Origin of the sequence: Noviherbaspirillum album, from assembly GCF_035916955.1 — a bacterium.
Taxonomy (GTDB): domain Bacteria; phylum Pseudomonadota; class Gammaproteobacteria; order Burkholderiales; family Burkholderiaceae_D; genus Noviherbaspirillum; species Noviherbaspirillum album.
In genome coordinates this window covers 20380-33711 of sequence record NZ_JAWIIV010000037.1, presented here as the reverse complement: position 1 = coordinate 33711, position 13332 = coordinate 20380, and the positions used below count along the sequence as shown (strand labels likewise).

General features: G+C 54.4%; 12 protein-coding genes. 1 reads left to right on the top strand and 11 read right to left on the bottom strand.

All coding sequences use genetic code 11. The annotated features are described in order from the left end of the window. Nucleotides 1-226: 226 nt before the first annotated feature. The 11 genes from RY831_RS27135 to RY831_RS27085 all read right to left on the bottom strand — a co-directional run bounded on the left by RY831_RS27135 (nucleotide 227) and on the right by RY831_RS27085 (nucleotide 12336). On the bottom strand, nucleotides 227-2398 hold the full coding sequence (locus tag RY831_RS27135; RefSeq protein WP_326509489.1) for a xanthine dehydrogenase family protein molybdopterin-binding subunit: 2172 nt from the start codon (nucleotides 2396-2398) through the stop codon (nucleotides 227-229). A 13-nt stretch (nucleotides 2399-2411) separates the two neighbouring features. Then, a complete protein-coding gene (locus RY831_RS27130) occupies nucleotides 2412-2873 on the bottom strand; it encodes a (2Fe-2S)-binding protein (RefSeq protein ID WP_437126332.1) in 462 nt (153 codons plus the stop codon). 35 nt (nucleotides 2874-2908) lie between these two features. After that, nucleotides 2909-4336, bottom strand: coding sequence for an NAD-dependent succinate-semialdehyde dehydrogenase (locus tag RY831_RS27125; RefSeq protein WP_326509488.1), 1428 nt, complete (start codon nucleotides 4334-4336; stop codon nucleotides 2909-2911). Between the two features lie 21 nt (nucleotides 4337-4357). Continuing rightward, nucleotides 4358-5113, bottom strand: a complete 756-nt coding sequence (locus RY831_RS27120) for a glucose 1-dehydrogenase (RefSeq protein WP_326509487.1) — start codon at nucleotides 5111-5113, stop codon at nucleotides 4358-4360. Nucleotides 5114-5132: 19 nt separating this feature from the next. After that, nucleotides 5133-5900, bottom strand: coding sequence for an ATP-binding cassette domain-containing protein (locus RY831_RS27115; RefSeq protein WP_326509486.1), 768 nt, complete (start codon nucleotides 5898-5900; stop codon nucleotides 5133-5135). An 11-nt stretch (nucleotides 5901-5911) separates the two neighbouring features. Then, a complete protein-coding gene (locus RY831_RS27110; RefSeq protein WP_326509485.1) occupies nucleotides 5912-6652 on the bottom strand; it encodes an ABC transporter ATP-binding protein in 741 nt (246 codons plus the stop codon). 1 nt (nucleotide 6653) lies between these two features. Continuing rightward, entirely contained in the window at nucleotides 6654-7598 is a 945-nt protein-coding gene (locus RY831_RS27105) for a branched-chain amino acid ABC transporter permease (protein ID WP_326509484.1), read from the bottom strand. Further along, nucleotides 7598-8500, bottom strand: a complete 903-nt coding sequence (locus RY831_RS27100) for a branched-chain amino acid ABC transporter permease (protein WP_326509483.1) — start codon at nucleotides 8498-8500, stop codon at nucleotides 7598-7600. Before RY831_RS27100 ends, RY831_RS27105 begins: the two co-directional genes overlap by 1 nt. 20 nt (nucleotides 8501-8520) lie before the next feature. Continuing rightward, on the bottom strand, nucleotides 8521-9810 hold the full coding sequence (locus RY831_RS27095; protein ID WP_326509482.1) for an ABC transporter substrate-binding protein: 1290 nt from the start codon (nucleotides 9808-9810) through the stop codon (nucleotides 8521-8523). Nucleotides 9811-9953: 143 nt separating this feature from the next. Beyond that, a complete protein-coding gene (locus RY831_RS27090; RefSeq protein WP_326509481.1) occupies nucleotides 9954-10928 on the bottom strand; it encodes a tripartite tricarboxylate transporter substrate-binding protein in 975 nt (324 codons plus the stop codon). 34 nt (nucleotides 10929-10962) lie between these two features. After that, complete coding sequence (locus RY831_RS27085) at nucleotides 10963-12336, bottom strand: class-II fumarase/aspartase family protein (RefSeq protein WP_326509480.1); 1374 nt, start codon at nucleotides 12334-12336, stop codon at nucleotides 10963-10965. A 256-nt stretch (nucleotides 12337-12592) separates the two neighbouring features. On the opposite strand from RY831_RS27085, the gene RY831_RS27080 reads away from it, so the two are divergent. Then, on the top strand, nucleotides 12593-13324 hold the full coding sequence (locus RY831_RS27080) for a GntR family transcriptional regulator (RefSeq protein WP_326509479.1): 732 nt from the start codon (nucleotides 12593-12595) through the stop codon (nucleotides 13322-13324). Nucleotides 13325-13332 lie beyond the last annotated feature (8 nt).

Below are 13332 nucleotides of genomic sequence, written 5' to 3'. Positions count from 1 at the left end.
CGACTGTCACTGGAATAGAACAACCCCGTGTGCGGCCGATCGTCAGGCAACTATGACACAAGAAAAGAGACCCGCGCCAGGGCGGGCCAAAACTCCCCTTTATGAGGGAGAGAGACATTTTCTAGAGGACTGCTGACGAAAGTGCAGAACGCAGGGCATTTGTATCGGCCTTACGTTCCTCGCGGCGCCAAGTACGCTATACTTTACCCTGATCCAGAGAGTGGACTCAGGCCCATTGATACCCTGCCTGACTCAAAGGCAGAGACCGTATGCGTTTGCCGGTTGCCGCATGTATAGCACTGCAGAGCGCAGGAGCGACTGCAGGCAGGGCCGCCTCACCGACGCCTCCAATGGGGCCGCCGCTGTCAACAATATGCACTTCAATTCGAGGAGTTTCTTTCAAAGACAAGACGCGGTAGTCATGAAAGTTACTCTGTAAGACTCGACCACGTTCTACCGTGATTTGCTCCGTCATCGCAGCACTCAGCCCCATTACAATCGAACCCTGCACCTGCGCAATGACGTTGTCAGGGTTTACCGCAGTTCCACAGTCAATTACGCAAACGATACGATGCACCTTCACGGATTTTTTCGCGACCGATATTTCGATGACCTGCGCTGTAAGACTACCTACCGTATCGGTGAAAGCGATACCACGGAACCGTCCGGGCATCAAAGCTTTATTCCAGCCGGATTCGGACGCGAGCTTATCAAGCACGGTGACTGCACGTGGACTGTCTTGCATTAAACGACGTCGTAATTGATACGGGTCCGTTTTCAATCTGGCGGCGGCCTCGTCAATCAGTGACTCAATAAAGAAGCCGTTCTCCGACGCACCGATTGACCGCCAATAGCCTACTGGTACATGGGTTGGCTGGTAGATATACTCCACCCGCGCATTCTTTATCGTGTATTGTTGGATTAACCCGGGTGCACCAGGAGATTCGCTGGTTACACCGATCATGGCAACGACATCGACACCCCGAACCAGTGGAAAAGGATTATTGAACGTATGCTCATGTACAGAGGGTCCAATCAGCCGCATCGTCAGCGCAGAGATGTTCCCCTGCTCGTCAAAACCAGCTGATACGCGGCCCACCATCGCCGGACGATAAAAGCCGTGTTGCACGTCTTCTTCCCGTGACCATATCAGCTGTACAGGACGTTTCACGGCCTTCCCAATTAACGTTGCCTGTTCGACAGCATCCTGTTCGAACTTGCGTCCGAAACCTCCGCCAAGCAGCATGGCATGCACATTGATCTTGTCCTGCGGCAGTCCAGTGACCCGGGCGGCCGTCTCTACTACACCGGTAAGATTTTGAGACGAAACCCACAGTTCACAGCTTTGATCTGTGACCGACACCGTACAGGTCATCGGTTCCATGGTAGCGTGATGGAGGAACGGTACTTCGTAGTCAGCGGTCACTCTGATTTTGGCGGCAGCCAAAGACTTAGTTGCGTCACCTACGACAACCGACGGCATCGCAACAGGCGATTGTAGCTGTAACCGTTGTGAGGCCTGAATGTCACGTGTTGATGTGGCGGCATGAGGCGTGTCGGAGAATACCGGTTCGATCAACGCTATCGCAGTCTTGGCCCGCCAGTAACTGTCGGCTACCACTACAACCGCATCCGGCAACTTGATCACATCAATAATGCCTTTGCGTGATCGCACATCCTTCTCGTCCACGGAAACCAGCTTGGCACTAAAAACCGGGGATTGGCGAATTGCTGCGTAAAGCATGCCAGGCACCCGCGTGTCGATGCCGAACCGAGCACTTCCGTCTACCTTTGACGGAATATCCAATCGTGGCAAAGGCTTCCCGACGATCGTCGCGGGTCCCTTGCGCAAAACCGGCTCCTTGGGCTGCGGTAGTTTCGCGGCAGCGGCTGCAACTTCACCGAAGGCTATGCGGCGCTGACTTTCTTCATGGATGATGAAACCGTCCCTGACGGTACACGCGTCGGCTGCGACACCCAGTCTTGTTGCACCGGCGACAGTAAGCATCTCCCGTGCTGCAGCCGCAGAGTGACGTAGAGGAGTGTTCCAGCGACGTACCATCTGGCTTGCCGATGTATTCTGGATTCCTCGTCCTGGCACACGATAGGCTACGCCGATTGGCGGTGCCTCGACCGAGACTTTTGACCAATCGGCCCCAAGTTCATCAGCCAGAATCATCGCCAGACCCGAATGAGAGCCTTGCCCCATTTCGACACAGGGCGCAATCAATGCCACACGCCCGTCCGCCCCAATGCGAATGAATGCACCGAGTCGAGCCGGCTCTGAACTGTCAACCGTTTCTGCATATGTTATCGGCAACCCGACCGACAACATGAGCCCGCCAGCAGCTCCCGCCTTGAGAAACTGGCGTCGATTTAGCGAAACTTTTGTAGACATAACTGAACGCCTTTCAGGCTCTGGTCCGCACTGCACGATGGATCGCAGCGCGAATACGGGGGTATGTGCCACAGCGGCAGATGTTGCTGATACTTCCATCGATCTCGGAATCACTTGGATTGGGGGACTTGACGAGTAGCGCGGCGACTGCCATTACCATTCCCGACTGACAGTAGCCGCACTGCGGAACTTGCTCAGCAATCCAGGCTTGTTGAACAGGATGTGTCCGCCCAGTGCTCAACCCCTCGATCGTCGTCACCTTGCGTTGTCCGACTTGACCGAGGCTTACGCTGCACGAGCGGGTTGCCTCACCATCGACATGCACGGTGCAGGCACCACACATCCCGATACCGCAGCCAAACTTGGTGCCGGTCTTGTTGAGCACATCACGCAGAACCCACAACAGCGGCATGTCGTCCTCAGCGTCAACCGTATGGTCCAAGCCATTCACGTGAAGCTGGTGAATTGTCATCATTTGTCTCCTCAAGTATTGGGTTCGTACAGCACAAGCTACCGTATGCTTAGGAACTTCGTCTTTTGATACGGCTCGAGAATTTCAATGCCACCTTCGGTGCCATAGCCGCTTTCCTTCCAGCCACCTAAAGGCACTTCTGGAATATGAGTAGCGACGTCGTTCACGCCGACCGTACCGAAGTGCAGGCTATCCTTGATACGTTGCTGGCGAGAGGCGTCATTGGTGAACACGTACCCCGACAGGCCGAACTCCAAGCCATTTGCTAGCGAAAGCATGGCATCCTCATCCGTAAATCCGAGAACCGGCACAACAGGTCCAAACGGCTCTGAACGAAGGATCTCGGCGTCGTCTGGCACATGCGCCAGAACGGTGGGCGCAAAGAAGAAACCACGGTCTCCGATCCGCTGGCCACCAGCAGCGACTTTGCCTCCCTTGCCGAGGGTGTCATCCACTAAATGAGACATGGCATGAACGCGACGCTCATTCGCCAACGGACCCATCTGCGTCTGCGGGTCGAGCCCGTCTCCTACGCGCCACGCCTTGGCATGCTGCGCCAATCTTGTCGTGAACCGCTCGCGCACACTCTCTTCAACAAAAAACCGTGTTGGGGATAGGCAGATTTGTCCAGCATTTGTGAACTTGGCCTTCGCCAAGAAATCAGCAACCTTTTCCGGATCAACATCTGCGCAAACAATCGTTGGCGCATGTCCCCCTAGCTCCATTGTGACGGGCTTCATCGCTTTACCGGCCGTCGCAGCCAGCAGTTTTCCTACGGGAATTGAGCCCGTGAAAGTCACCTTGGCTACGGCGGGCGCTGGAATCAAGTAGCTGGAAATCTCGTCCGGCCGACCGAAGACGACTCCAATGGCCGCTGGAGGTACGCCAGCGTCCAGCAATGCCTTCGCAAGTACCAGCACGGATCCCGGCGTCTCCTCTGAAGGTTTGCAAATAATTGAACACCCCGCACCAAGCGCGCCGGCAAATTTCTTTGCCGCAAGTGCCATCGGGAAGTTCCAGGGTGTAAACGCCGCCACGACACCAACGGGATGCGTTTCAATTTCAATGCGGTGACCAGTGTCACGCCCACGCAAGAACCGACCCGAAATACGGCGAGCCTGCTCCCCTCCCCATTCGAGGAAGTCCGCTGATCGCCCCACTTCCCCCTTGGATTCAGCCAAAGGCTTACCCTGTTCCAGGGTAATGGTCCTCGCAGCCGAGTCGATATTCGCACGTAGAATGTCCGCCGCCTTTTTTAGGATCGTGCCGCGCTCCCACGGCGAGACAACCTGCCATTCCCGCATTCCGCGCGTGGCCGCCGCAAGGGCTTCATCCAGATCCGCCAGAGTCGCATGTGCGACGAGGCCCAGGCTCTCGCCAGTAGCCGGGTTCAACACTGCTTGGCTCTCGTTACTCGAACCCGCTCGCCACTGCCCGTCAATTACCAAAGGAAATTTAATTGTCATTGCTTTGTTCTCTCCTGTAGGTCAAGCCGTACGGCCGCCATCGACAGGAAATTCGACTCCTGTAATAAACTCTGCCGCGTCGCTGGCCAAGTAGAGGGCAGCATTTGCAACATCGGATGGACGACAGTAGCGGCCCAGCGGAATGCTGGCCATGAACTTGGCCCTGTTTTCCGGTGTATCTGCTACCCCCATGAGCTTTTGCGTCATTCCGGTATCACCAATCACCGGACAAATCGCATTGACCCGGATGTTGTCGGGCCCAAGTTCCACTGCCATCGACTTCGACAACAAGTTGACCGCGCCTTTGCTTGCGTTGTACCAAGCCAGTCCTGGACGAGGCCGGATGCCAGCTGTAGAGCCGACGTTGAGAATGACGCCCCTTTTACGTTCGCGCATGAGAGGTAGCACAGCATGCGTCATATGGAAGACCGACTTCACGTTGACTGCAAACATGCGGTCAAACGTATCCTCGTCAATATTTAGCATTGGCCTGTTCTCATGTGTCATCCCGGCATTGTTGACCACGATGTCCGGCGCACCGAATTTTTCTACACATGCCTGAACCAGGCCGTTGATGTCCTCACGAACCGAAACATCACATCGTGCAAAATGCGCTGCGGGCCCTACTGCTGTGGCTACGGCCTGACCTTTCGTGGCGTCAAGGTCGCCGATGACTACGCGCGCGCCTTCACTGACAAATAAATGCACCATGGCCTCACCAAAACCTGAAGCGCCGCCCGTGATGATGGCAACTTTGCCGTCCAATTGTTTTTTCATGTGTTCTCCTTGGGTGATGTTAGTTAGAAAAGCCTGGTGAAGAGCGAAGGGATGTGACGTTATGAGCAGGCGTCAGATCTTCCTCGTTCGGTATGAAAATCGCGGAGACTGAGGTGACAGATGCGGTCTCCTCTTCTACTGTCAGCTCCCCGCGCTCGAGCGACAAGGTGGTGCATTGCACCCTGTCCAACAAAGACCGGTTTGACTCCGTGATAACCATGCATAACTCCGGCTGCAGACGGTACATCCGGCTGAGCGCCTCAGCGTACTGTCGTGCCAACGCAGGTGCCAGCCCCTGGAAAGGTTCGTCCACCATGAGCAGTCGAGTTCCAACCATCACTGCACGAGCTAACGCAGCCATCTTTCCCTGGCCTCCCGATAACGCGGCGGCAGAACGGGGCAGCATTTCCTTAATCTGCGGTACCACCTCGATCGCGAGCTGAACTCGCCGCTCTATCTCGGCTGACTTCAGGCCAATTGCCTCGCATGGCAACCGAAGATTGTCGAGTACCGTCATTGTCGGAAACAAGACTCGCTCTTCAGGCGCATACCCAACGCCAAGGGCCGCGCGTCGATACGCGGGCTGTGTCAAAAGACCTGTACCCGCTAAAGTAATAGCCCCGCTGCGCAACGTCGTGAAACCCATGATGGTGCGTAAAAGAGTTGTTTTACCGGCACCATTACGTCCTACGACCGCATACGTTCTTGCCGACTTAAGTTCGACGCTGACATTACGCAATACAGGAGCGCCAGCGATATCGACCGACACATTGTTTAGAGATAACATGCTTGCTCCTCTCAATGTCCGAGCACCACAGTGCGGACTTCATCGTCGTTCATCACCGTTTCAGGCGATCCGTCTGCAGCAATACGGCCAGATATCCAAGCCGCCACACGAGTTGCGTATTCACGAACAATGTCAACGTCGTGCTCGACGAATACTGCGGTGACATTTTGTTCAGATAAGGCATTCATGATCGTGGCCATCAGCGGATGCTTTTCGTCTGCGGCTACGCCACTCGTAGGTTCATCCATGATCAGCAGTTTAGGGCGCAACACCAGTGCCATAGCAACGTCTAACAACTTGCGATGCCCTTCGGGCAGGCTGTCACAATGGTCATCAGCGCGCTGCGACAATCCGACTACCGATAGCACGTGATCGATCTCGTCGCGCTCGACACACTTTGACATCGGTCGAAGCATGCTCAATGGTCCCTGGCGCGCCGCCACGGCAAGTTCAATGCTTTGGCGGACGGTGTGTTCCGTAAAGAGTTGCGGTAGCTGAAATGAACGACCAATACCTTGCAAGACAATTTGGCGCGGGTGCATCCCCGTGATGTTTACGCCATCGAACATGATCTTGCCAGCACTCGGTTTGATATATCCGGTCACCATATTGATAAACGTTGTCTTGCCCGCACCGTTTGCCCCGATGACTGCCAGGCGCTCACCGGCTTTTAAGTCGAAATCAATGGATTCGGCCGCCACCACCCCGCCGAACTTCAGCGTCAGCCCCCGTGTTTGAAGAAGTGAATTCATGTCAGTTCCCTTTGGGCGCCATGCGCCGGTCGAGTCGCACTAGCCAAGCGACCAGACCAGCCGGCGCCACGAAGATCAGTATTAGCAAAACAGTTCCAATGACCATCTGCCATGCTCCGGTCAATCCCGCTGCGGCGAACAACTTTAGGAATTCGAAAGCAATCGCTCCTATGAACGCACCTACTGGATGAAGGGTGCCTCCTAGCACGGCAATGAAGACGAACTCGCCGGATCGCACCCAGTATCCCATCTCGGGTGTGACTAACCCTTGGATCAGGGCGAACATGGCACCAGAGAATCCGCAAAGTACTGCCGAGAGTATGTACGCGCGATAGAAAACCGCACGAGCAGATATTCCGAGATACTCGAGTCTGATTTCATTGGTTTTGAGGGCCACCAGCGCCTGGCCAGATGGCGAGGCGTAGTAGCGCTTGACCAAGTAGCAGGTCATGACAACGAATACGGAGCTAATAACGAGAAGCCATGTTTCGTAGTCGGCTCGGCCGAATTCCTGGCCGAGGAAGGGAGGCCGTTCTATGCGCAGCCCGTCGGTTCCACCCGTAACGTGATAGAACTTTCCCAGCGCGGCGAAAAGAACCATTGACAGCGCGAGGTTGAGCATACCGAAAAAGATGGCGCGATAACGCATCATGAACAAGCCGACAATGGCGCCTGAGATCAGTCCTGCCAAGGCCCCGGCGGCTAGCAGCAACAGCCCGTCTGCATGGGGCCATTGACGATTGATGACGACCATGGCATATCCGGCCAAGCAGGTAAATCCAGCATGACCGAACGAGATTTGGCCAGCGCGGATAAGGATTGAAACACCCAGTGCCGCAAAACCATAAGACAGGCCAATCACGAGCGGTGTTTTAAGCCATGGTAAAAGCAATCCAGTAATCAACGATAGCAAAGCGATCATCCACGGAGCATAGCGAGTCAGCATTACACCCTCCTCGATTCAGTTACGGCAAACAGGCCTTGCGGGCGCCACAGGAGAACTGCAAGCATGATCAAGTAAGGAACGAGCACATCGAGTTCCGGAAGCAAGTAGACAGAGAATGCTTTGCCGAGGCCGATCAACAGAGCGGCAACCGCGGTCCCAGTGATTTGCCCGAGGCCGGCAACTGCAACCACTGCAAATGAGAGCACCATCATGTCTCCTCCGAGTCCCGGCATTAACGAGGTAGTAGGTGACGCCAATGCACCACCCAGAGTACCCATGACTGCGCCCAGGCAGAACGTAAGCAATCCCACTCGCTTGACATTGATCCCCATTGCCGAAGCCACTTCACGGTGATGTGTTACCGCCATGATCTGGCGTCCGAACCGTGTATGGCTTAAGAACCAACGCAGGCCAACGAAGACAGCGATTGCAGCGGATGGCAATAGGATTAATTGGTAGGTCGTATATGTGACATCGCCCACCTGCACGCTGCCCATTGCGTCGACCGCATGGGTCACCGACACGGGGCTTGCGCCCCAGATCAGGCGCTGCAAATCTTCCATAATCATGAAGACAGCGAACGTAGAGAGGAGCTGCATGACTGGATCCATAGTCAGAATGCGACGAATCAATCCGGTTTCTATCACGGCTCCGAGCAATAAGCCCATGAGCAAAGCTCCAATAACCAATGCAATGAGCGACATCGGAATGGAGTCGCCGCTGGCGATGATTGCGCTAATCTTGGCTGCGGCATAGCCACCAAACGCATAAAAGCTGCCGTGCGCCACATTGACGATACCCATCACGCCGAAGATTAGCGTAAGCCCGAGGGCTACCAAGGCCAGGAGAGCCGCCTGGGTCGTACCGTCCAGGAGCGCTAGCAGAATAGTTGAGGAATTCATGTCAGGTAGTCACAAAAACGTTAATAGGACTTAATACGCGGATCCTTCAGAAGATCCGGCGTCAACGTTTTCACCCATTCCGGAGACTTAGTCCCCACCGGGTTCTGTACGATCTCGGCTGGGTAGATTGTCAAGCCATCAATAACAGGAAATGGCTGAGTAGAGGTCATCTTCGTCACGCCGAGCATCTGGTCCGCAAGACCTTGACCATCCTCGCGCATCTTTACTTCACGCGTCAGCCCACGGAACTTAAGGGAACGCATTGTATCCGCGACCTGCTTGTTAGTCGGCCACTTGCCTCCCGTGGTTTTCAGTGCAACCGTATAGGCATCAACTACCCCCTGAAAAGCCTGAGCTGCGTGGTACACCGGATAGACGGGGTACTGTCCTGTCTTTGCGCGGTACTTTTGAACAAATGACTTGTGCTTGGCATCATCCTTGAATTCAGGGTGCAAGTAATAGCCCTCACCTCGCATACCAACGATGAGACCATCCGGAAGAATCTTTCCAAGTCGCTCAAGCGAACTTTCGCCCAGTGGCAGCACCCAGGTTGAGCTCCGAAGCAGACCACGTTGCGATGCCTGACGCAGAAGAGTGTCCAGGTCCCCTCCCCAGGACGTGCTGAGGATGACATCCGGTTTCAGTGCTTGCAAACGACTGATCTCCGAGCTGAAATCTGTCGCACCGAACTTCGGGTACATTTCCGCTACCACTTTTACGTCAGGTTTCATTGCAAGAAGAGTGTTGACGAAAAGCTCGCGAGAATCACGGCCCCAAGCATAATCCTGATTCACTATTGCCAGCGTCTTGAAATTCGGCTTGGTGCGCAGCAGATGCATCACGGTTGCCACAATTTCTGAGGTCCCGTTTCCGAGTGTTCGCACGACGTAGTTGTAACGGCGCTCCTCCAGCAGTTTCTCACTGGCGCAGTCCCAAAGCACGTTGAGCACTTTAAGGTCTTCAGCTACTGGCGCAAGTGCATTGCAATTCCCGCTAGAGATGGCAGCCAGAGTCACGTTGACGCCCTCTTCCTGGACGACCCGGCGGTACTCCGACAGTAGCTTGTCCGTGCCAACCCCTTCATCGATGAAGATCGGTTTGATCTTCACGCCGCCCACGCCTCCCGCCGCGTTTATGTCTTCCACAATAATCTCGGCCGCAGCTTTTGCCGGAATTCCGAATACAGACGCGGAGCCGGTCAAAAAGGTCGTCATAGCGATTTTGAGCTCTGTCGGTTTCTGTTGTGCAAGTGCAAATTGGGCCGCAACCGCAGCGAAGGTCCCTAAAACGAAGGTGCCTATCCGTTTCATGAAATATCTCCTCATTAAATATTGGTAATTGTTAAAGGCGTGCGATGCCAATGGGTCTCCGCAGAGAACCAAGTTTTTCGGTCTGCTTTTGTGCTTAAGGTTTGCTCACCTGGATAGAATGTCTTTACCAGGAGAACGGAGATCTATTCTCCGTACACGCCGGCGTTCTTAATGACCGGTCCCCACTTATCGATTTCTTCCTTGAGCAGCGTTTGAAGCGCCTCGGGAGTAGCACGCTTTTCGGACACCGGAATTGCGCCCAGGTCTGCAAAACGACTCTTGACATCAGGGTCTTTAACTGCTTCCTGCAAGCTCGCAACCAGTCTTTCGATCACCGGCTTCGGCGCGCCTTTCGGAGCAAACACGCCGTACCAGATATTGAGCTCAAAACCCGGCAAACCCGACTCGCTCACCGTGGGAAGCGTCGGTACTGCCGGGGACTTCGTCTTGCTAGCTACCGCATAACCTTTAACTTTTCCTGCCTTGAGCGGGGAAACGACGTTGACGACCTGATCGCACATCATATCCACCTGTCCCCCCAGCAGATCGTTCATCGCAGGGCCTGCTCCCTTGTAAGGGATGGTGGTGACCTGAGTCCGGATCGTGCTGAAAAACATCAAACCGCACAAGTGGGATGCTGAGCCGCTGCCGGCATGAGCGTAAGTAACCTTGTCCTTATTGGCCTTCACATAGTCGACCATGCTGCGAAAATCGTTAGCGGGAAAATCTTTCTTCGCTACGAAAACCATCGGCAGATCCGCAACAAGCCCAATAGGCTCGAAATCCTTGATTGCGTCATATCGGAGTTTCGGATAGAGAGCCGGATTGGTCGCATGGCTAACATGAATCATCAGCAGTGTGTAACCGTCCGGAGCGGCCTTGGCTACCCTGCCGGAGCCGATGGTTCCTCCGGCTCCACCAATGTTCTCAACCAAGACCTGCTGTTTTAAAGTCTTGGTCATGCTGTGCGCGACGATCCTGGCCAAGGTATCCCCAGGCCCGCCCGCCGCATATGGCATGACTAACGTGACTGGTTTAGAAGGATAGACTTGTGCGAACGCTCCTGTGGAGGTCACAAGGGCGATAGCGCAAGCCGCGACAAAGGTCTTCTTGAACATTTTTGACTCCTCTTTTAATAATTTATAGCTGCGGTTATCGGTGCAATTTCGATAATGTCGCTCTGGTTTGCGCTACAACGTCAAGTGCCATGGTTTCAGCGGCACCAAGATAATTGGCAGGATCGGTAAGTTGCCTAACACGGTCTTCACCGAGACATGACACGATCTCCATGTTTTCGCACAGCACCGTATATAGAGTGCGCTTTGTGCTGATAGCAATACGGCATGCGTCGTATACGATATCGTGAGCCTGTTGGCGACCGAATGCTGGCGCCAATCCCATCATGACTGCTTCGGCAACGATGAGGCCTCCGGTAATATCGAGATTGGTGCGCATTTTTTCGGTATCGATACTCAAGCCTTTGAGCATGAACTCCGCTTGGCCCAATGCACTCGCTGCAAGCAGAAAACTCTCCGGTACTGCACTCCATTCCAGATGCCACGGCCCCGTCGCACGCTCGAAGTCCTGGATCATTGCGTCCATCATCAACGCAGCGCGCTCCCGTAACATCTTTGCTGCAGCAAGCATCAATTCACTGGAAATCGGATTGCGCTTCTGCGGCATGGTTGAACTGGCACCACGCCCTTCCACAAATGGCTCTGCGACTTCACCAAACTCTGAAGACGCCATAGTCATGACATCGACGGCGATCTTTCCAAGCGAACCACCAATTGCTGCAAGCAATGACACCAACTCGACGAGGCCATCACGCGCGACATGCCATGTAATAGCAGGATTGCGTAAGCCAAGTTCTTTCGCATACAACGCCCTTACGTCCAGGCCGATGCCATTGCCTCCGAGTGAAGCCAGCGTACCGGCAGCGCCGCCAAATTCCACCATCAGCGCACGTTCCTTGGCCTGCTCAAGGCGCTCGGCGTGTCGGTTCAGGGCGGACAGCCAAACCGCAGCCCGAAAACCAAAAGTGACCGGCAACGCGTGCTGAAGATGAGTTCGGCCTGCTGTAACTGTGCGTGAGTGTTGCTCAGCAAGGCCGCTCAATACACTACGTACTGCATCAAGCTGACGTTCAATGACATCGATCGCATCCTTGCATTGAAGCATCGTTGCGGTATCCATAATGTCTTGCGTCGTCGCACCCCAATGTACATAGCGCCCTGCTTCGCCGCACATGGCACTCAGCTGCCGCACCAACGGCAGAATTGGATAGCCAACGATCTCGGTTTCCGCTCGCATAGCCTCAAAGTCAATCCGGTCTACGCTGCATAAGCTGGTGATGACGTTTGCGGCGTCCAATGGGATCAATCCTGCTTTAGCCTGCGCACGTGCCAGCCCGGTCTCTGCGTCAATACAGCGCCCGACATAACTGCGGTCATCAAAGATCTGCCGCATTTGCGGCGTACCGAACATGTCCCTAAAAAGAGCGGAGTCAAACACAGTTGCTGCCATAAATTATAGTTCCCGTCCAAACCATCAAAAGAGACAACTTACACATGCTGTTCTCGTCTCCACGCTCACAAGCCAATATGTACACACAAAAAGAATAATATGTACAATACTTGTATATGTTCATACATAATGTATAATCCGGTTTAGTCGTTGTCAAGTACTGTGGACGAATTAAGTGCGCTGGTTACGTTTGGCACGAAGCTGGCAACCAGCTAAGATTCGACGCAAATAAGCTCTCGACTGGATCAAGGAAGATATGGAATCGCGCCACGCTGAAGTGACAAAAGCACTGATTAAGGAAATTACGACTGGGCTTTACCCAATTGGATCTAGCTTGCCTGGTGAACTAGAACTTGCAGAAATTTACGGCGTAAGCCGCGGAACGATACGCACGGCGCTTGCTCGCATCGAAGAGTTAGGCATGGTCTCCCGAAAAAAGCGCGCCGGCACTCGAGTGGAAGCTGTCGCACCCCGTTCCTCTGATTACCGTTCCCAATTGTCTACTATCAACGAACTCGTCCAGTACGGAAAGGATACGGAGCGCACAGTACATGCCGCGCGAGAAATCGTGATGGATCTGGCACTTGCGGAAAAAACTGGCTGCCAGCCCGGTACGCGATGGCTGGACATCAGCACGTCCCGCAAGAACCCTGAACATCCTGACCGTCTTCTTTCCTGGTCCAATATCTATGTGCCGGCAGCCGATGGCGAGCTAATCAAAAGCCGTCTGAAAAGCACGGATGACCTTGTTTACGATCTCGTTGCGCAGACAACAGGCCGCGTAGTCAAGGAAGTGCGTCAGTCCATTCGCGCCGTTGGCGTACCAAAGGAGTTGGCACCCCTTCTTGGTACTTCTCCCGAGGCCCATGCGCTGGAATTCGTTCGTCAGTACATTGACCAGTCCGACAGCATGTTCGAAGTTGCGGTCAGCATCCATCCTGCTGATCGCTTCACCTATTTCACAGTTTTGCGACGGCAAACAGAATAAGCCGAAAA

Coding starts and splice junctions, on each gene's coding strand:
- RY831_RS27085 (WP_326509480.1), bottom strand. CDS start 12,336: ATGGCAGCAACTGTGTTTGACTCCGCTCTTTTTAGGGACATGTTCGGT.
- RY831_RS27120 (WP_326509487.1), bottom strand. CDS start 5,113: ATGAAAAAACAATTGGACGGCAAAGTTGCCATCATCACGGGCGGCGCT.
- RY831_RS27100 (WP_326509483.1), bottom strand. CDS start 8,500: ATGAATTCCTCAACTATTCTGCTAGCGCTCCTGGACGGTACGACCCAG.
- RY831_RS27135 (WP_326509489.1), bottom strand. CDS start 2,398: ATGTCTACAAAAGTTTCGCTAAATCGACGCCAGTTTCTCAAGGCGGGA.
- RY831_RS27125 (WP_326509488.1), bottom strand. CDS start 4,336: ATGACAATTAAATTTCCTTTGGTAATTGACGGGCAGTGGCGAGCGGGT.
- RY831_RS27080 (WP_326509479.1), top strand. CDS start 12,593: ATGGAATCGCGCCACGCTGAAGTGACAAAAGCACTGATTAAGGAAATT.
- RY831_RS27110 (WP_326509485.1), bottom strand. CDS start 6,652: ATGAATTCACTTCTTCAAACACGGGGGCTGACGCTGAAGTTCGGCGGG.
- RY831_RS27115 (WP_326509486.1), bottom strand. CDS start 5,900: ATGTTATCTCTAAACAATGTGTCGGTCGATATCGCTGGCGCTCCTGTA.
- RY831_RS27090 (WP_326509481.1), bottom strand. CDS start 10,928: ATGTTCAAGAAGACCTTTGTCGCGGCTTGCGCTATCGCCCTTGTGACC.
- RY831_RS27130 (WP_437126332.1), bottom strand. CDS start 2,873: ATGATGACAATTCACCAGCTTCACGTGAATGGCTTGGACCATACGGTT.
- RY831_RS27095 (WP_326509482.1), bottom strand. CDS start 9,810: ATGAAACGGATAGGCACCTTCGTTTTAGGGACCTTCGCTGCGGTTGCG.
- RY831_RS27105 (WP_326509484.1), bottom strand. CDS start 7,598: ATGCTGACTCGCTATGCTCCGTGGATGATCGCTTTGCTATCGTTGATT.